General features: G+C 42.8%; 16 protein-coding genes. 7 read left to right on the plus strand and 9 right to left on the minus strand.

The window, feature by feature from the left end:
- Positions 1-79 precede the first annotated feature (79 nt).
- Positions 80-1,141, plus strand: a complete 1,062-nt coding sequence (locus ACROAE_RS15645; RefSeq protein WP_188958529.1) for a type I restriction endonuclease — start codon at positions 80-82, stop codon at positions 1,139-1,141.
- A gap of 195 nt (positions 1,142-1,336) precedes the next feature.
- Entirely contained in the window at positions 1,337-1,519 is a 183-nt protein-coding gene (locus ACROAE_RS15650) for a hypothetical protein (RefSeq protein ID WP_432403393.1), read from the plus strand.
- Positions 1,520-1,664: 145 nt separating this feature from the next.
- Here the strand turns inward: ACROAE_RS15650 and ACROAE_RS15655 are convergent, their stop codons facing one another.
- The gene (locus ACROAE_RS15655; protein WP_432403395.1) at positions 1,665-2,858 is read right to left on the minus strand and encodes a class I SAM-dependent rRNA methyltransferase; all 1,194 of its coding nucleotides are present in this window, start codon (positions 2,856-2,858) and stop codon (positions 1,665-1,667) included.
- 317 nt (positions 2,859-3,175) lie between these two features.
- On the opposite strand from ACROAE_RS15655, the gene ACROAE_RS15660 reads away from it, so the two are divergent.
- The 5 genes from ACROAE_RS15660 (at position 3,176) to ACROAE_RS15680 (ending at position 7,647) form a co-directional block, all read left to right on the plus strand.
- Positions 3,176-3,694: a TetR/AcrR family transcriptional regulator gene (locus ACROAE_RS15660; protein ID WP_432403397.1), complete on the plus strand. Its 519-nt coding sequence runs from the start codon at positions 3,176-3,178 to the stop codon at positions 3,692-3,694.
- A complete protein-coding gene (locus tag ACROAE_RS15665; RefSeq protein WP_432403399.1) occupies positions 3,694-4,740 on the plus strand; it encodes an alcohol dehydrogenase family protein in 1,047 nt (348 codons plus the stop codon). The genes ACROAE_RS15660 and ACROAE_RS15665 overlap by 1 nt, the downstream gene beginning before the upstream one ends.
- 308 nt (positions 4,741-5,048) lie before the next feature.
- Positions 5,049-6,224: a porin gene (locus ACROAE_RS15670; RefSeq protein WP_432403401.1), complete on the plus strand. Its 1,176-nt coding sequence runs from the start codon at positions 5,049-5,051 to the stop codon at positions 6,222-6,224.
- Positions 6,225-6,390: 166 nt separating this feature from the next.
- Entirely contained in the window at positions 6,391-6,867 is a 477-nt protein-coding gene (locus ACROAE_RS15675) for an FMN-binding protein (protein WP_432403448.1), read from the plus strand.
- Positions 6,868-6,888: 21 nt separating this feature from the next.
- Positions 6,889-7,647, plus strand: coding sequence for a PepSY-associated TM helix domain-containing protein (locus tag ACROAE_RS15680; RefSeq protein ID WP_432403403.1), 759 nt, complete (start codon positions 6,889-6,891; stop codon positions 7,645-7,647).
- A gap of 18 nt (positions 7,648-7,665) precedes the next feature.
- Here the strand turns inward: ACROAE_RS15680 and ACROAE_RS15685 are convergent, their stop codons facing one another.
- The 8 genes from ACROAE_RS15685 to ACROAE_RS15720 form a co-directional block, all read right to left on the minus strand.
- Positions 7,666-9,267, minus strand: a complete 1,602-nt coding sequence (locus ACROAE_RS15685; RefSeq protein ID WP_432403405.1) for a methyl-accepting chemotaxis protein — start codon at positions 9,265-9,267, stop codon at positions 7,666-7,668.
- Positions 9,268-9,449: 182 nt separating this feature from the next.
- Positions 9,450-10,901, minus strand: a complete 1,452-nt coding sequence (locus tag ACROAE_RS15690; protein ID WP_432403407.1) for an SLC5 family protein — start codon at positions 10,899-10,901, stop codon at positions 9,450-9,452.
- 34 nt (positions 10,902-10,935) lie between these two features.
- Positions 10,936-11,697, minus strand: a complete 762-nt coding sequence (locus tag ACROAE_RS15695; protein ID WP_432403409.1) for a SapC family protein — start codon at positions 11,695-11,697, stop codon at positions 10,936-10,938.
- A gap of 9 nt (positions 11,698-11,706) precedes the next feature.
- Positions 11,707-13,236: a tryptophan halogenase family protein gene (locus ACROAE_RS15700; RefSeq protein WP_432403411.1), complete on the minus strand. Its 1,530-nt coding sequence runs from the start codon at positions 13,234-13,236 to the stop codon at positions 11,707-11,709.
- Between the two features lie 118 nt (positions 13,237-13,354).
- The gene (locus ACROAE_RS15705; RefSeq protein WP_432403413.1) at positions 13,355-16,117 is read right to left on the minus strand and encodes a TonB-dependent receptor; all 2,763 of its coding nucleotides are present in this window, start codon (positions 16,115-16,117) and stop codon (positions 13,355-13,357) included.
- 371 nt (positions 16,118-16,488) lie between these two features.
- Positions 16,489-17,829, minus strand: a complete 1,341-nt coding sequence (locus tag ACROAE_RS15710; protein ID WP_432403415.1) for an alpha/beta hydrolase family protein — start codon at positions 17,827-17,829, stop codon at positions 16,489-16,491.
- A gap of 110 nt (positions 17,830-17,939) precedes the next feature.
- On the minus strand, positions 17,940-19,088 hold the full coding sequence (gene galK / locus ACROAE_RS15715) for a galactokinase (protein WP_432403417.1): 1,149 nt from the start codon (positions 19,086-19,088) through the stop codon (positions 17,940-17,942).
- Complete coding sequence (locus ACROAE_RS15720; protein WP_432403419.1) at positions 19,081-20,130, minus strand: UDP-glucose--hexose-1-phosphate uridylyltransferase; 1,050 nt, start codon at positions 20,128-20,130, stop codon at positions 19,081-19,083. Before ACROAE_RS15720 ends, galK begins: the two co-directional genes overlap by 8 nt.
- Between the last annotated feature and the right edge of the window lie 174 nt (positions 20,131-20,304).

Raw genomic sequence — 20,304 nt, forward strand, 5'->3', positions numbered from 1 at the left:
AAAAATTATTATGGTATTTGGTTTTTATCTGCTAACTTGAAATTGGAGTGACATTAATCATTAACACGAGGTCGATGAGATGGATTTTATTGAACGAATAGATGTTTTATCAAAAAGGATTCCTCAAATAGCAGCCAGTTTGCAAACTGAAGAAGCCACTAAAAATGCGTTGATCATGCCATTTTTACATACAGTATTAGGTTATGATGTTTTTAATCCCAACGAGGTAATCCCTGAGTTTACTGCCGATATAGCCACGAAAAAAGGTGAGAAAGTAGACTACGCATTAGTTAAGGATGGCGAGGTACAAATTCTTATCGAATGCAAAAAATATGGTGAAAAGCTATCCATTAAACATGCAGGACAACTTTTTAGGTATTTTTCGGTTACAAACTCTCGTTTGGCCATTTTAACAAACGGCACAGAATACCAATTTTTTACCGATCTTGATGCCCCTAATAAGATGGATGAAAAACCATTTTTAACCTTAGATTTATTAAATATTGATGAGCATTTGGTTCCAGAGCTTAAGAAACTCACTAAATCTTCATTTGATGTTGAGTCTATCGTGAGTGCGGCTGGTGAACTTAAATATTTAAATCAAATAAAAAAATTGTTAAATGAGCAATTTAAAGAACCAGAAGAAGAGTTTATTAAATTTTTCGCTGCAAGAGCATATGACGGCGTACTTACACCTAAAGTTAAACAGCAATTTACTGAAATTACTAAAAAAGCCTTAAGACAATTTTTAAGTGATAGTATTAATGACAGGTTGAAATCAGCAATAGGTGGTGAACAAACGTCTAAAGTTGATGAAGACGTTCAACATGCACAAGATGATGATAAGCCTAAAATTATTACTACCAATGATGAAGTTGAAGGTTTTAATATTGTTAAAGCTATTTTAAGGCAAAAGGTTGATGCTACTAGGATTATTGCAAGAGATACCCAAAGTTATTTTGGTGTGTTATTAGATGACAATAATCGCAAACCTTTATGCCGTTTGCACTTTAATGCCAAACAAAAATATCTTGGGTTGTTCGATGTCGATAAAAATGAAACTCGGCATCCGATAGAGACTATAGATCAAATCTTTGATTTTAGTGAGATATTATTACAAACAACAACATACTATGAATAATTTACTCTTTTAGTTTAGCACCACAAAATGGTGAGTATTTAACTGCTAAAGCTTGATAACAAGCGACTGACTCATTGAGTAGTCGCTTTTTTGCATCTAACTAACCCATTAAGTGGCTTCTTGTGTGAGTGTTTATTGTAAATTTAAAGCTGATTAGCCTGCTCAAATAAATCGGCTCAGCAGATGAAGAATTACTTGAAGTTAAAAAATAATCTTGAGCGAGAAAAACTGGCTGCTGTGACATTATGCTTCGGTGCTGCGCTTGGTATGGCTTTTATGGTAGCGAGTACAGCCCCTTTTATTGCATCAATGTTGGCGGTTATTGTTGTTGGGGTTTATATCAATATTGTGTCTGGTAAATGGTTATTTATTGATTAGTGTTGATAGGTATTAGTGAGCTTTTATCGAAAATTATTCGTTCTGTGTTATGCCTCATTAAAAGTCAGTCGTTAAGTAGCTTGAGTTACATTAAACAAAAAAGGGAACAGATACTGTTCCCTTTTTGATTAGGTCTACTTAACGATTACCAAACACGAGCGACAAGCCCTTTGAGGTAATAACCTTCTGGAAATGCGCTGCTAATAGGGTGGTCGCTTGCTTGGTGCATGCGTTCAATGAACTGCACTTCACGCTTGGCATCTAACGCCGCGTCGGCCACCACTTTTTGGAATAAGTCTGACTGCATTAAGCCTGAACAAGAGAAGGTGAGCAAGATGCCACCAGGGTTCATTAACTGCATGGCAATCATATTGATGTCTTTATAACCACGACATGCGCCATCTAACTGTGATTTATTATCAGCAAACTTAGGCGGGTCAAGTACGATGACATCAAAGGTTTTTCCTTCATCACGGTATTGGCGCAATAGCTTGAATACATCAGCTTCGTTGTAGTTAACGTGGTCATCATTTAGGTTATTAATTGCCATGTTGTCGCGCGCCGTTTGCAGTGCTAAACCCGATACATCGACGTTTTCAATACTGGCCGCGCCCGCTTTAGCTGCGTACAAACCAAAAGTGCCTGTGTAGCAAAAACAGTTGAGTACAGATTTACCTTTAACGAAACGAGCCGCCATAGCGCGGTTGTCACGTTGATCTAAATAAAAACCGGTCTTATGACCTTTAACCACATCGACTGCGATTTTAATGCCGTTTTCTTCAATGATGACTGGCATTGGTGGCAATTCACCGTGCAGTAACCCCATTACAGGTGCTAAGCCTTCTTTTTTACGAGAATCAACATCCGAACGTTCATACACTGCGCAATCTGGATATTGCAGCACTAGTTGCTCAACAATGGTGTCGCGCCATTTTTCAGCGCCGGTACTGAGTAGTTGGCATACAAGCACATTGGCGTAACGGTCAATGGTGATACCGGGTAACCCGTCTGACTCGGCTGCAATTAAACGGTATCCCGTAAGCCCTTGCTCAAGAATCAGATCATCACGTCCCGCTTGTGCGCGTTTAATGCGTCTTGCAAAAAAGTCGCTATCAATTTCTTCTTGTTTATCGAAGGTCCATACCCTGACTTGAATTTGTGACTCGGGTGACCAAGCGCCACGACCTAACCAGCGGCCGTCGTGTGCGACTACGTCAACCGTGTCTCCGGCTTGAGGTTTGCCGCCATTGACGTTGTGAATGCCGTTGGAAAACACCCAAGGATGGCGACGGTCTAATGAACGTTCGCGGCCGGGTTTAAGTTTAATTCTGATAGCCATGGTATTGCCTAATGTCGATAAAAAGTGAATAAAATTTCGCGATGCGAGTCATCGTTGCCATTGTGATTAGGCATTTTATATTGATGACATTAGCGTATTGCGATGAGTGCAGATCATAGCGTGTTTTGGGTTTAAAAACCTGACAAATAAGCTCCCCACGAAGGGAATTGTTTGCTGTAGCGGCAATTATAAATCGTGGTGTGGTTATTAAGCATACAGAGGGCTGCACTAAATGAGTGTTTAAGCATCGACACTTGACAGGGTAGAGTGAGTATTCTACTCTGTATGTAGAATAAACGCTCTACCAAGAGGGGAAGATGTTAAAGCAACAAATTGCAGCTCGATTGGAACAAGCATTTAGCCTGTATGGCTTTGCTGAACCCAGTGTGGCGCAATTAAAAACAGCCAGTGAGGTGAGTTTACGTACCTTATATAAACATTATCCGTCGAAAGAGGCGATGATCATTGGTGCGCTTGCTTACCGTCATCAACGTTATTTGGATTTTTTACAACAAGACTCACCGGCTGCTGGAATTGATGCTATTAATCATATTTTTGCCCAACTCAAACAGTGGATGCAGCAATATGCGCCACATGGGTGTATGTCGATGAACGCCATTGCGGCTTTTCCTGATAATGCTGAAATAACCCTAGCCGTTAAACAACATAAACAAGATGTTCGCCAGTTTTTAGCTCAACAAAGCCTGCGAGCCGACTTAGCCACGCAGTTATTTTTACTCCATGAAGGCATTTCTAGTGCATGGCCTTTATTGGGGGAGGAGGCAATTGTGTCGGCTCACCAAACTGTTAAACAACTTATGGAGATAAACTCATAGTGAATACCATTCCAAGTGTTATGAAGGGCGTGCAATTACTCGGGCATGGTGGTCCTGAAATGCTGCAATACCGTGACGATATTGCGGTTCCAACCCCCCACGCAGATGAGGTTTTGATCCAAGTGTTAGCAGCTGGGATGAATAATACCGACATTAATACGCGTATCGCGTGGTATTCCAAAGCCGAAGGCGATAGCGCTGATGCGAGTTGGTCTGGTAATCCGTTAACCTTTCCACGTATTCAAGGAGCGGATGTCTGCGGTGTGATTGTTGCAGTCGGCAAGAATGTTAATCAACAACGCATTGGTGAGCGTGTGCTAATTGAACCTTGCATCAGACAGGTAAAAGGGATGTCACTGGACTTGCCTTGGTATTTTGGTTCTGAATGTGACGGAGGGTTTGCTGAATATACTGTTGTTGATGCCAAGCATGCTTATGCTATTAACAGCAAGTTGACCGACGCAGAACTCGCTTCATTTCCTTGCTCTTATTCAACTGCAGAAAACATGTTAACCCGAGCAAATGTAACCGCTAACGATCGTGTGCTTATTTCAGGTGCCTCTGGCGGTGTTGGTTCGGCAGCTGTGCAGTTAGCTAAGGCTCGCGGCGCTTATGTTATTGCGATAACGAGCCCAAGTAAAAACCAGCAATTGCTCGATTTAGGTGTCGATCAGGTTATTGCCAGAGACGCAGATTTGGTTGATGTTTTAGGTGATAACAGCGTTAATGTGGTGATTGATCTTGTGGCCGGAGAACAATGGCCGCAGTTTTTGTCGGTGTTAAAACCGGGTGGCCGTTATGCTGTATCTGGCGCAATTGGTGGTGCATTAGTTGAGCTGGATATCAGAACATTATACTTAAAAGATTTAAGCTTTTTTGGTTGTACTGTACTTGAGCCACAAGTCTTTCAAAATCTGGTTAATTGTATAGAACAAGGCAAAGTGAGCCCTATTATTGCGAAGACTTTTCCCTTACAAGACATTAATGCTGCACAAGAAGTCTTTTTACAAAAACAGTATGTTGGCAAGTTAGTGTTAACAATCTGAACGGCAAAAATAAATACTCATCATAAAAGGCATATTGGTAAATAACAGGTGAGGGCGTTCGATTTACTACACTGATAGAATAGATATAAAAACGGCTTACTTTCAACGGGTAAGCCGTTTTTTTGCAACTAATTCGTCTATTCCGGTTTGTTGCAATTATTTGGTAAGTGTTGTGATCTAGTGCTCAGCTGGTTAATAACCTTAATGATAATGGTTTGCATTAGTGTGCGCGTTATGTATAATCCGCGTAAATTTACATAGCTTTACACAAGTTTATAGTGTTCACTTTGACCCATCAGGATAACCAAATGAAAAAAACGTTAATTGCGGCTACTTTATTAAGCCTGTTTGCTAGCCACTATGCTACTGCGTCTGACGAAACAACTGAATTACGCCAAATCATTGAACAGCAACAAAAAGTGTTAAAAGATCTTGAGAAGCGTCTAGAACAAACTGAACAGCGTGTAGAAACCACTGCCGATGTTGTTGAAGCAACAGCGTCTAGCAAGTCAGCAACCACCATTGGTGGTTATGGCGAATTGCATTACAACAACATTACTGACAACAAAACGGGTAACGATAAAAAAGAATTCGATTTCCACCGTTTTGTGTTATTTGTTGGCCATGAATTTAACAGCTCAACTCGTTTTTTCTCTGAACTAGAAGTTGAGCACTCCATCGCTGGTGACGGTAAAAAAGGCGAAGTGGAGTTAGAGCAAGCTTATATCGAGCATGACTTCAATGAAATGCTTACCGGTAAAGCGGGTCTATTTTTAATGCCAGTGGGTATTATTAACGAAACTCATGAACCGAACACGTTTTACGGTGTTGAACGTAACCCGGTAGAAAAAGACATTATCCCAGCGACGTGGTGGGAAGGTGGTTTAACGCTTAACGTTAAAGCGGCTCCTGGTTTAGCATTTGATACAGCAGTGACTTCTGGTTTGTATTTAGACCAAAGCTCGGGTTACAAGATCCGTAATGGTCGTCAAAAAGTATCTGAAGCCAAAGGTGAAGATTTAGCCTATACCGGCCGTGTTAAGTACACTGCTGTACCAGGTTTAGAGCTTGCTGCCACAGTACAATATCAATCAGATTTAACGCAAGGTGAAGCGGGTGTTGATACTGCCTCTGCAACCTTAGTAACAGCACATGCTATTTACAGCATCGAAAACTTTACCGTTAAAGCATTATTTGCTCAGTGGGACATCGACGGTCAAGAGGCTGAAGCGTTAGGTCGTGATAAGCAAAATGGTTTCTATATTGAGCCTGCTTACCGTATTAATGACCAGTTTGGTGTATTTGCTCGTTACAACGAGTGGGACAACAATGCCGGTGACAGCGCGGACACCAAGAAAAAGCAAACTAACGTGGGTGTGAACTACTGGTTACACGAAAACGTAGTGTTTAAAGCTGACTTTGAAAAAATCAGCGGTGCAGCTGATTCAGACGGCTTTAACCTAGGCGTTGGTTATCAGTTCTAAGCACTGACAAGTCTTAACGTTATTTTCGGTAAAACCGATTATCGATAAAAATGGGTGCCAACAGTGTATATTGTCGGCACCCGTATTTTTTATGATTGCTTATGGATGGTATGTGCCAATGTTTCGTTCGGTGTTAGTGTTTTTTATACTGTTGTTTGTAGGGTATATGCCAACGCATAGCGCGCAGGCTGCCACCCAATACCAGTCAAATGATGCATTTATAAGCCAGGCATTTAACGGCAATAGCGGTGATGCCAAAGTGTTATGGCTCGATGATGATTTAAAACAAGCTGTAGAGGCAATTTTAGCCCATCGATTTACTAAAATGCGCGTGCGTTATTGGTTACATAATAATGAAACCGTGTGGATTATGGATGAGATTGGGAAAGAGTCGCCGATTACGGTGGGTATTCACGTAAAAAATCAGCAAATTGCTCAAACTAAAGTATTGGTGTACCGAGAAAGCCGTGGTGATGAAGTACGCCATGATTTTTTTACCGACCAATTTAAAGCGGCAAAATTAACTGAGCAACATCAGCTCGACAAACACATTGACGGTATTACTGGGGCTACCTTGTCGGTGAGAGCATTGACAAAACTCTCGCGCATCGCATTGTTGCTTGATGCCCATATCAATAAATAAGCCATTTTTAAGCAGGTTAGCGTGACAAAACCCTCTAGAAACAGTCTACGAATTCAATTTTTACGCGTACTTCGCCCTTGGCATCGTCGCTTAGGCTTGGCGAGCGCGTTGTTTATTCTACTGTTAACCTTAACGGGTGTGGCCATTAACCACAGTGACGACTTAGGTTTAGATAAAACCGGTGTGACTCAAGCATGGTTATTAGATTATTACGGCATTGCTGCGCCTAAGCATGTTGCTCAATTTGGCCAGACTTCTTCTGCTTTATACATTACCGACAACTTGCTGTGGCAAAATCAACAGATGATCTTAGAGGCGGCTGATACCCTAATAAGTGCCACGTATGCCAGTAATATGATCGTAGCAATAGATGCGCAGCAGTTATATTTATTTGATAAACAAGGCCAGTTACAAGAAACCCAAAGTAACAGCACTGGGCTGCCTGCGGATTTGCTTGGGTTAGCGCTTGTTGATAATCGAGTATGGCTTAATACTGCTAATGGTATTTACCAAGCCGATGAGCAACTTATTGACTGGCAATTGGCGTCGTTACCGAATGGGTTTAGTCACTGGGTCAGTGCCAAAGATGAGATAGACAAGACCATTATTAATCGAGCCCGCAGCGCCAACTTAAGCTGGCAACGAGTTATGCTTGATTTACACAGTGGGCGCTTGTTTGGCCATTTAACGATATGGCTATGGGACTTGTTTGCCCTTGCGTTATTGATGGTGTCGTTGAGCGGTTTTTGGATTTGGTTAAAACAAAAACCGCCAAGATAAACTATTTTATTCTACGATTTAACGTTCAAACTGATCGACAGTGTTGGTTAGCTTATCGGCTAAATTACTTAACTTATTACCCGCTTCACTAATTTGCTGATTTCCAGTCGATACCGACTCCCCTAACAGTGTGAAGTCCTGCACCTTAAGCTTAACTGTGTGTGCTTGTTGTTGGGATGCTTGTGCTAGCATGGCTGATTCTTGGCTAACCGTAGCTAGAGAGAGAATGAGCTGGCGGCTTTGTTCAAGAGTTAACACTAATTGGTTTGCTAATGATACAGATTGTTGTGCTTTTTGTTGATTTGACGCCATGTTGTCAACCGCAGATTGAATCGATTCGACGATATTGGCCAGCATTGAATTGATTTCCACCGTTGAGTTATGTGTGCGCAACGCTAAGGTGCGCACTTCATCTGCCACTACTGCAAACCCTCTGCCTGTTTCGCCCGCTCTCGCGGCTTCAATGGCAGCATTCAATGATAATAAATTCGTTTGTGAGGCAATATCAGCAATGGTTTTTACCACTGTAGCCACTTGTTTGCCGGAGTTTTGTAGTGTCAGTAACATGCTCGCAGTTGTTTCAATATCTTGCGCGAGTACGCTAATGCTATCTGCCGTTTGCTTCACTTCTTTTTGCCCTTCAACCATGCTTTGTGCACCTTGTTGAGCCGAGTCTGCAGCACTTTGTGAATGCTCAACACTCTGTTCCATTTGTTGTTCAAGCTGCGACATCACATCCACTAAACTGACAATAGTGTATTGCAGCTCATCAACTGAAGCGGATGACTTTCCGGTGGTGTTACTCAGCTGTGCCACTGTTTGGCTGATACTGGCGATAGCATCATGTACATCATTCATGCCTAAGCGGAATACCTTGATTAATCCATTGACGCTGGTGGCCACATTACTGATTTCAACAATGCATTCATCAGAGAGCTGAGCTTTTAGATTACGGTTTTGAGCAATACGAGTCAGGTCGTTTGACAGCTGTTGGATTGGACTGGCAATTTGTTTTTGCGCCGCTAAATATGCACCTACAGCCACCAATACCATAAGGCCCACCAGCACATATATCAGCAATGTATTGTTACCCAATTCTTTTTGGATGTTCATCGCATTTTGATTGGCTTGGCCAGAGATATCTTGTGCAAGTGTATCAAGGCGGTCTTTTAAGTCGTTGGCACTATTATTGAGTTTACTCAGTTGTTCGCGCGCGGTGTCCCAATCAACAGATTGCTTGCTCATGATGTTTTCTAATGATGATAACGCTGCATAAAGGGCGTCAATTTGCGGCATGAGTTGTGCTGATGTTACGGAATTGAGCAGCTGGTATTGTTGATTTAGGTTTTGTGTCAGTAAGTTTTTTTGTTCACTAAACTCACTGACACTTATTGTGGTTCCGTAAAGCGAATAGCCGATTAATACTAACTCTTTGGCATGGCTTTGAACTTTCGTAATGCTTTTTAATGCGGGTAAAGTACCATCTACAAACCCAGCAACCTCTTGTTTAACCGTTTGGTTACTGCTACTGAGTAATCCCGCGGCGACTAAGGTCATAAGCACCGTCGCAGCGTAACCTAATAGAATACGCGCTTTGATAGTGTTAAAAGCATTAAGCATAGTAAGTACCTTAGTATTATTGTCTAAAAATTAAGACCGGATAAACGTCACTTTTTGTTCAGTTTTATTATATTAGCTCATTAAGGCTTAATATCATTTATCGGCATGATTGATGACTTCTTTAAGCTAAAAAAATGAGCACCACAATGGGTGCTCATTTTTATTGATGACATCTGCGAGGTTTAAGCCACTTCGATATCATCACGTGAGGCAAATTGGATTTTTTTACCAAACACGAATCGGTTAGCGAGCAATGCGAAAGATACGCAAGCTGCTAACGTTACTGGCATTAAATGAATGTAGTGCCAGCTTGAATAGAATGGTGAAAACTCAAACGTTAATGAGGCATACAGCAACACGCCAAAGATAACTGCGCCAATACCTGCACGAGCATCAATATTTTTGAATACCAAGCCGACAATGAATATCGATAAAATAGGCATGCTGAGTAAACCGTTTAGCTGTTGTAGTAAGTTAATAATACTTTCAGCTTGTTGATAAATTGGTACCAGCGTTAATGTCAGGATACTCAGTAACAAGGTTACCCAACCACTCAAGCGCACAACGTTAGGGTCTTTCTTAATATAGGCTTCATGAATATCACATACATACAGCGCAGTTGCTGAGTTTAGCAAGCTGTTGTAGGTCGACAAAACCGCAGCGGCCATAGCGGCAGCAAATACACCAGTTAACCATGTCGGCATTAAGTCGCCAACAATGCGCCCGTAGGCTGCATCGCCGATATCGCCATACAATTTGTACGACACAATACCTGGGATAACCACAATCGCAGGGACAATTAAAATACGAATACCGGCAGCGGCAAAGACCCCTTTTTGTGCCTCTTTAAGGGTGGGAGCCGCCATTGCACGCTGGGTGATCGTTTGGTTGGTGCCCCAGTAAAACATTTGAATAAAGATCATACCGGTAAGCAGAGTATGCCAAGGCAAGGGTGAATCATTGTCACCAATAAAGGTTAACCGTTCAGCTGGAATGTCAGAGAAATCATAGTTAATGGCATTTAAGGCTAAAAACACCACAAAAATGGCCATACCTAAAAGCAATACGCCTGAATAAGTGTCTGATACCGCAACTGCACGTAAGCCACCAAAGAAGGCATAAACCGCACCCAATGTGGCAAAAGCAACAGCAATATACATTAACGGAATGTCGACATTAAACATGGTTTGCATAAACAGCGCCCCAGAATAAATCACCGCAGGCATGTAGATAAATGCGTTACCTAAAAAGAAAATAGCGCCAATAACGGCACGTATATGTTTATTGTTATATCGTTTTTCTAGCAGTTCGGTTGTTGTTGTACAGTTGTATTTATAATAAACAGGCAAAAACAATTTAGCTAAAATGATTAACCCGATAACCGCAGAAAACTCCCACCAAGCCAGTAATGCCATTTGGTTACCGTTCATCCCCACAAGCTGATCGGTACTCAAATTGGTTAACGTAATTGAGCCCGCAACAAATACCCAACTTAGGCCTCCCCCAGCTAAGAAGTATTCTTTGTTTTGTGTGCTCTGTTGGCGGTTGGCACCGCGACATTTCATGTAAGTTAATAAACCAATAATTGCCGTGACAAAGGCAAATACCGATAATTGGATCATGTTTTCAGACATTGTTTTTCCTTTCCCAATCGTGTGTTGGGTATTGTTATGCTGCCGTTTTTTTACTAACTTCTAGTTTTATATTTTTAATTGGCGATAATGTTGCAACCTTATTGTGGCGTTTTATCAGGCTGTTAAGCTGAAATAACGACATCAACATGGCTTGTAACGGCGCCAAATACCCCTTGTGATGCAGTTCAAATAAGGCATCTTTGTCGAGTGATTGCAGTTTGTCTTCGTCGATGGTGTACAAGCCAGATAAACTGGGTGTGCTGCCATCTTGGTGTTGCACTAAAATATTTATCGGACGTAATAAGCCAAGTTGGCTGATGTATTGGTTAAATTCTTGGGTGCGAATATCGTTTTTGATATCGGCTTCAAGTAACGTTTTAACTCTGGACAAATGCAGCGATGCTTTGCCGTTGGCTTCAAAAATACTCTTGCCGCTGGTGGTTGAAAACGCGGAGTGCGTTTGATCAACACCAATGGTGTATTGCTGTGGGTTTTCTGGCGACTTCATTAAGAAAAATGGAAAGGTTTGCATGTTTGCTGGCGTGTGTAATGCCGTCCATTGACCTTGTTCAATAAACAAGTTGCTCCCTTGCTCAAAACTGGTAAAGCCGGTTAATACCCATTGGCCGTTTTGACTATTACGCACATAAAAAATCGGCATACAACACGCTGCTTGACTCACTTCGGTGACTCGCAGGTTCATAATGTTTTGCTGCTGGGCAAATTGAATGGCACAGTCGTCTGTTATGCGTAAGTCTTGATGTTGTTGTGGGGTTAATTCTGTCAGTGTTTTCATATTATTATTCTACTGTTGAGAGTGAGTTAACCATTGTTCAATAAAGTCACGATGAGGCGGCAGAGTATTGAGCATCTGCTGCGTGAGCTGAACATTGCGATTTAATATTTGCGACGCTTGCGCGTGTTGTTGGTACAAGTGGGCGTGTTGCGAATAGTCTGGCGTAAACTCCATACCATAAAGAACATACTGATAACTGGCCGCAGGGAATAGTTCATTTGGACCATTAAAGTCTTTGCTGGTGGGGCCTCTAAATGCCCACATGCTCAGGTCGTCTTGTAGGCTTTGCGGGATAGAGTCTGGATTACAGTGCGCCTGCCAATAAGGTTCTGGACGTTTGGTTAACATGTAATGCAGTTTTAAAAAGTCGACGATACGACCCCAGCGATAATCCATTTGTTGATTAAAGCGCTTGGCCGTTAATGCCATGACGTTGTCGTTAACGGGTAAATTCTCAGCAATGTAGCGGGCTGATATTTCTATCAGCATAATGGCGGTCGCTTCAAGTGGTTCTACAAATCCTGCCGCCATACCTACAGCGACACAGTTATTTTGCCAAAAACGTTCACGGTGGCCGCTTTGGTAACGAATATGCTTTACGGGTAATCCGTCTGCTTTAGGACCAATATAACGACGTAAATTGGCTTCTGCTTGTTCGTCGCTCATAAAGCGGCTTGAGTAAACATGACCTACGCCGCGGCGGTGCGTTAAGCCGATATCCCAAATCCAACCAGAATCTTGTGCGGTGGCGATAGTGTGTGACGCAATGGGACTGTCGGCATTGTCGTAAGGCACTTGCATGGCGATTGCGCGGTCATTAAACAGTACATGGTCGAGCTTAATAAAAGGAACGTTTAAGGTTTTTCCGAGCAATAACGATGCAAACCCGGTGCAGTCGATAAATAAATCACCTTCGATAGGAGCTTGATCGATAAGTGTTACATTGCTGATATTGCCCTGGCTGTCGACGCTAGCATGGTCGACCGTACCAATAATGTGATTAACGTTGAGATGGGTTTTACAGTGTTGTTTGAGCATGTCGGCAAAGGCGCCAGCGTCGAGGTGGTAGGCATAGTTGCATGTGCCTTGATAGTCACCCTCTGCCATGCTGCGCGGTGCAAGGCCTGACTCGCAAATAGCATGTTGAAAATTGGTTTGTTCGGCGTAATCTTTAATATTATCAATATATGGCGCCAAATCGAGGCGGCCGTAGCCCAATGGTACGGTAAAAGGATGATAATAAAAGTCGCCATTGCCATGCACCCAGCTGACAAATTTGCCGCCTTGTTTAAACGTCGCATGACACTTTCTAAAAACGTCACTTTCGTTCAACCCTATCTGTTGTAGGGTATTTTTCATGGTTGGCCAGGTACCTTCTCCTACCCCCACAGTCGGAATATCTGACGATTCGATTAAGCTTATGTCTATTGTCTGTGTCTGGCCTGTTTGGTTTTTATGATGCGATGCAATGATTGCTGCCGTTAACCAGCCCGCTGTTCCGCCGCCCACAATGATTATTTTTTTTACTGCTTTTGCCATTGGGTTAACATCCTGTTTGCAATTGAGTGCTTAAACACTATCACAAGGTGAAGTTTGTCGGTCTTGTTATAAACAAAAAGACAGGTGCGCTTGCACCTGTCTTTTTAAGGCTTATAACTTAGAACTTGCCTCTTAACCCTACTGCGTAGCGTGAACCGTTGTCTTCAACCGAGTAAACCTGGTTGGCGAAACGACCTGTTTGCACTAGCTCTTCTTCAGTGATGTTAATGCCTTCAACAAAAACAGATACATTTTCGTTGATATCGTAGCTCGCGCTAATATCCCACTGTCCGAAGGTTTCAGTTTTAATTGGCTCACCGTTAAAACCGTTATCTAGCTGACGTAAAAAGCCTTCACGGTTGTTAAATGCAACACGTGCTTGCCAGTTATCTTGCTCGTAGAACACGATTAAGTTTTGTGAGTCACCTAAACCTTCAAGTGCGAAGCTTTGGGTAGAGTTAGCATCCACTTTAACGTTGCTATCTACTACGGTCGCGTTAGCTGTTACACCAAAACCGTTGTCGAATACGTGAGTTAACGCAATTTCGTAACCGGTAATACGTGCTGATTCACCATTGCGTGGGCGTGTCACTGTATACACTTCAGACTGACCATTTAGCTCTTCTGTGGTTGCCACAACGTCGCTAGTACATAGGTCTGAGTTAGTGGTGCTACAGTTGAAATCAGGACCACTACGGTCGGTCATTTGGTACGTTTCATCACCAGTTAAGCTCACGATAAAATCGTCAACTTCTTTGCTGAAGAATGCAAAGCTAAATAAGCTTGCATCGTCGTAATACCACTCGTAAGACACGTCCCAGTTTTCAGAACGGAACGGCTCTAGTGCAGGGTTACCACCACTTGCGGTTAAGTTTTGACGGCGTGGCTCATTAAAGTTTGTCGCAGGAGAAAGCTGAGACATGGTTGGGCGAGTTAATGAGTCATACACTGCAAAGCGTAAAACCATATCATCTTGCAGATCTAACTTAATGTTTAAGCTTGGTAATAAGTTAGAGTAAGACGTACCTTGAGTGATGTCATTAGCTGGGCCATACACGTTAGTAAATAAGGTTGCATCGCTGGTAGGAACTACGTCAGAAATATAACTTTGTACTGCACTCACATCCACATCTGTGTTTGAGTAACGCGCACCAAAATCAACGGTTAATGGCATATCGCCAACGTCATACATAAACGTGAAGTTCATGTATAGGCTGGTGACATCTTCATTAATGGTATAACGGTTGTTTTGTAATGTTGGCGTAATGGGATAGCCTTCAGCAGCTAAGTAATCCACCATCGCATCACCGTCATAGGTGTAGAAAGTGTCGATTAAACCAGAGAAATAGTTATTGGCTGTGTAAGGCCTAAAGTCAATCGCGTCGATTGGAGCCTCGGTGCCGTAGCCACAGAACTGACATTGACTACCAAAGATTTGATAGCTCGACTTTTCACGTTCTTGACGATAAACACCAAATTTAGCTTTAGTGAAAACTAACGAATCGGGGGTGTACTCAAAATCAGCTTTGAATTCAGTGATTTCATCTTCATCAGTGAATTGATTACCTTTTTCGTTGTAATGTAAACTCGCTAGATTAGCATCTGGCAAGCTGCCATTTGTAAATCCATCGTGTAATACCGTTGGCACGTCGCCAGTACCGTCAAATGAATAGCTGTTGGTCATCCCCACAACGTTAAAGCGGTCACGGCCAGCGCGATCGTTTTCTGCATTTGAGTTTGATACGTCAAATTTAGCGACTAACTGCTCAGTGACATCCCATTTAACATTTAAGCCAACACCGCTATTAGTGACATCACGAGAGTTACGTGTGTGCGATACAAAGTCGGTAGCTGGATCGCCACTGCCTTGATGTAAGCCAACATCCTGGCTAAAGGTTAATAGCGTCCCAGTAGAAGGGTCAATCGTGGCACTGCCGACACGATCGGGTTCAAACCATGATGCTAAATCGGTCACTTGTGAGTCGACTTCAAACTTAGAGATAAAGCCGTCTAAAGTAATGCTGACATCGTCAGAGGGTGCATATTGAAAAACTAAACTGGCGTTGGTACGAGTACGGTCTTGCTCATCAACGATTTGGTCCCAGTTACGTGGGATATAGGCATTAGTGAATAATACGCCATCACGTGCGTTAGAAATCGTTTGACCACCGCGCCAGCCAGCTGTATTGATTTGGTTAACTTGAACACTGCGTTCTTGGTGGCTTACAGCCAATAACACACCCATGGTTTCGTCATTAAAGGTGTTACTGATTAAGCCTGAAAACGCAGGCGATACGTCTTCTGAAAGGCTTTCGTACATGCCTTTTACTGACCCTACAATTTGCAAGCCGCTGTAATCAAATGGACGTGCAGTTGTTAGGTCGATAGTTCCGCCAATGCCGCCTTCTTGCATGCTAGCATTAGTGGTTTTGTATACGTTGGCGCCGGTAATTTGCTCAGCCGCTAAAATGTCGAAGTTAAACTCACGACCCGCACTGTCGGTTGCCATTTGGCGGCCGTTAACCAGTACCGTGTTAAATTGTGGGCCAAAACCACGAACGGTAACGGCTTGACCTTCGCCGCCGCTACGGTCAATAGAGACACCTGTAATACGTTGTAATGACTCAGCAACGTTTAAGTCTGGAAATTTACCCAGATCTTCTGCCGAAATACCATCTGAAACCACTGATGCGGATTTCTTGTCGGCCATAGAGTTTTTTAAACTGCTGCGGATCCCTTTTACAGCAATGACTTCAATTTGCTCATTGGCTTGAGTGTCAGCTTCTGCTGCTGTTACTCCGTGAACACTGCCTATTGCCCCAGCAATAGCAAGTGCTAACGTCGTTCTCTTGCCAAAAGTAGCGATTCCTTTTGTAGACATTTTTCTTCCCCCAGTTGATGTTATTGCTTTTTTATAAATCTTAACTTTTTAATTAAAGCTTATTTATCTTATAAATATAGTAATTGAGGTTAAATATCAACCTTTTCTTAACAATGTGATACTGATCGCTTAGCATTTTTTGACTTTTTTTACTCATTGTTGAGCGTTAATTGCATCAGTATTGCAGGTCACTTTATTTTATTTGGTTATTTTTACTTATCTTTCAAATGCTTGAGGTGCTCTATTTTGAGCGAGTTCAATGTGGCTCAGTTCAATATATGTTGATGGCTTGTTAATTCAGAACGGTGATTCCTTAAAAATAAACTGTCAAATATCGACAGTTTATTTTCAGAATGGTAATCGTAAAATGACTAAGACTTAGGCGTTTTCATATCCCATGACATGCCTGTCGCGTAGCGATGGGCAAATCCTTTCCATGCGGGTGTTGGGTTGCCTTGGGCATCTTGTTCGTTTGATTGGCCATTGAGTTGTAAGAATGCACATTTATCTTGTTGATTTTTAACATGACAATCCATCATGGCTAATGCGAAGTGTTTATTGATGGTGTTGAGTTGAGTGTTGCTCCATGCTGGCTCAAAGTAATGGCCAAGGTCTATTTCATTTTGGTAAGCAACTTGTGGTGCAGGATGAGGTGCTATGTTGTGGCGTGCGTTGTGATAGGTAAGCATATAAGTGCTGTCGCCACCAGTTTGTTGGTATAGCGATTGGATGCCTTTGTATCCTGAAATATCATCAAGATCGCCAGAAACATATAACGTTGGTGTAGTGATTTTGGCAAGTGACTCAGGATTAAACAGTTGATAGTTACCGCCCCAAGGTGCCATGGCTATCATGGCTTTCCATTTAGGGTCGACTTTTGCTGGTGCAGATTGACCACCAGCACAGGTATTGAGCAATGCAATCGCACCATTAATCACATTCACATCTTTACTGCCGGTAAACGTGGCCGCGGTTTGTTGATTAAATTGGTAACAGCCGCCAACGGTATTTACCGCACCATAGCCGCCCATTGAATAACCAATTAATCCAGCACGTTGAGTGTCGATTATGCTGCTAACAAAATTGTCTGTGCTAGTAAAATAATCAAGAGTAAATTGCTGATCGCGAGAGCGATTCAGTAGCGTACTAAAAAAACCGCTAAACGGTGCATTAACCATGTCGACGTCGGCATTGGTCGAGTCGGTATGATCAAGTGCTGCCACCACATAACCGTGTGAGGCTAAATGCTCTGCCAAATAAAACATAATGGTGCGATAACCGGTATAGCCGTGCGATAACACCACTAATGGGAATGGCTGGCCTGTTAAGTTAACCACTTCGGCTTCGCGAGTGGCATTGCCTTGTAATGCAAAGGGTAAGCCTAAGCGCGTTTCGTCACGGTAAACTGCTTTGGGTGTGGTTGTAGGAGTTTTATTGGTTGGGTACCAAACTTCTACGGTTAGCTTACGGTCTTCAAGGGTTTGGCTGCGTGGGTTATATTGCTGTTTATTCACCAGCTGAACGGTTTTTACGCCAACTGGATATTGGCCAACTTGAGCTAATTCTGGTAAAGCTTCTTTGGGCAACAGTGTTGGGTAAAGCTGTTCTGGTTGCGGTGCAGGTTTTACGTCAGTGCTAAGTGTTTTTGCGGTCACTACTGAGGTCGTACCTAGGCATATAAGTGCTGCACAAATGAGTGTTTTTTTGAACATATCAATGCTGTCCTTTTCTGTTATTCATGTCCATAAGCATCATTAGGCTGATGCATAGCGGGCGCTAGTTCATGCCCGCATAGATGACTGTTTGATTAATGATGGTCGATTTAGAATGGCTGTACTGTCAGTCCGTTGCCTGCGGTACACACATAGATGTCGGCTTGCAGGTTAAACTGGGCAAAGTAATGCTGTTCAACCGCTTGCTGAATGACCGCCACATCTTCATGACGACATAAACAAACAATCGCACCGCCAAAACCACCTCCTGTCATGCGAACTGCACCACGATCGCCCAGAGCTTGTTGGCAAATTTGCACTAGACCGTCGGTTGCTGGCACGGTCACTTCAAAGTCATGCTTGAGTGACTGGTGCGATGCGGTCATCAATATTCGCAGCTGTTCAATGTCGTTGTTGGCTAGTGCTTTGGTGGCAGCTATCACGCGGTCGTTTTCAGTAATAACATGATGGGCGCGGGCAAATTCGTCTGCGCTCATTTGTGGTTTTGTTTGTGCTAGTAATGTTAAATTAGCGTCGCGTAATGTGGTTAAGCCCATTTTGCTTGCGGCTTGTTCACAGTCTATGCGGCGTTGGTTGTATTCACTGTCGACTAATTTACGTGGATAGTTTGAATTAACAATTACAATCGATAAGTCGGTAGGAATGGTTACCGCTTGAGTGTGTAGGTTTTGGCAGTCAATCAATAAGGCTTGGTCTTGTTGACCTTTTGCTGAAATAAGCTGATCCATAATGCCGCATTGGCAATCCATAAAGTCGTTTTCGGCTTCTTGGCCAAATAACGCAATTTGCTCTTCGCTAAGATTCAAACCACAGACGTGATTGAACATACCTGCAATCGCCACTTCAAGGGCTGCAGACGATGATAAACCACTGCCTTGAGGGACGTTGCTTTCAATCAGTAAATCAACCCCTTTGAGCTGGTAGCCCGCCCGGTTTAGCACAAAAGCGACTGCACGAATGTAGTTACCCCATTGCGAGCTACCTTGAGTAATCGTTTGATTAACCTCAAAGCCTTCTTGCTCATTAGGATACATGGTCGAGATAACATTAACGTTATTGTCGTCGCGTAAACGAAAAAGCACTTGAGTGCGAAATGTTAAGGCGCAAGGTAAAACATACCCCTGGTTGTAATCGGTAAATTCACCAATCAAATTAACACGACCCGGTGCGCTGACCACACCTTGCGCATCTGATCCATATTGCTGGGTAAACAATGCCTGCAGCGCGTTGTTAGTCATGTTGATTTCCTTCGGTGTAGTGTACGTCGCTGGCATTTTTTAATATTTTCGCAGCGGTTTCAGGGCTTAAGTCGCGTTGGCTTTCGGCTAGCATCTCATAGCCGACCATGTGTTTTTTTACCGTAGCAGAGCGCAATAACGGTGGATAAAAGTGTGCATGCATGCGCCAGTGGCTATCATCGTCTAAGTCACTTGGGGCACAGTGCCAACCCATTGAGTATGGGAAACTACAATTAAACACGTTGTCATAACGAGTAGTGAGCACTTTTATGGCGTCAGCGAGAGCGGTTGATTGCGCTTCAGTTAATTGGCCAAAATGACGTACGTCATCTTTACTCACTAATAAGGTTTCAAATGGCCATGCCGCCCAAAATGGTACAACAACTAGCCAGTGGTCATTTTGGTATACCACGCGTTCACCATCGGCAATTTCACGCTTAACATAATCGGCGAGTAAATTGCTGCCGTGTGTTTGTTGATATTGATGTTGGCTGGCTTGTTCTAATTGGATTTCTGTCGATAAATGGTTGTGCGCCCAAACCTGTCCATGTGGGTGCGGTTGTGAGCAGCCCATTACAGCGCCTTTATTTTCAAAAATATGCACACAAGCATACTGAGCAGACAATTCTATATAGTGCTGCTTCCAGGTGTCGACAACGTCTTTAATCTCATTAACAGGCAGCTCGGGTAGGGTTTTATTGTGTTTAGGTGAAAAACAAATCACCCGACATTCGCCCGTGGCAGCTTCTATTTCAAATAATGTGTTTGTTTCAAGTTGTGCTGCTTGCTCCGCGACCTGTGGAGTGAGTGCACCAAAGTCATTGGTGAACACAAATGTTTTGTCATATTGAGGATTATGGACATCATTAGCGCGTTGATTACCTGGGCACAATGGGCATGTCTCATCGTGTTCAGGTAGGTTTGAAGGGGCATTTTTCTCAGTCGCACCTAACCATGGGCGGTTATTTCTGTGCGGCGACACTAGCACCCAATTACCCGTTAACGGGTTTTTTCGTCTGTGGGTAAATTCAAACTGGCTCATGGCAATCCTTTTATCTATGTTGATGCTGTTGCTTTACCGTTTTGTCGGGCAACATTCATGCGACGATAAATTATACAAATTCAATTTATATGATAAATACTACTATTAAGTATTTTATTTAACAAGATGTAATCAATTTCGACAAGATCTTTCTAATTCTGCTTGTCAATGAGC

The sequence above is a fragment of the Shewanella sp. MF05960 genome (genome assembly GCF_050849305.1).
GTDB lineage: Bacteria > Pseudomonadota > Gammaproteobacteria > Enterobacterales > Shewanellaceae > Shewanella.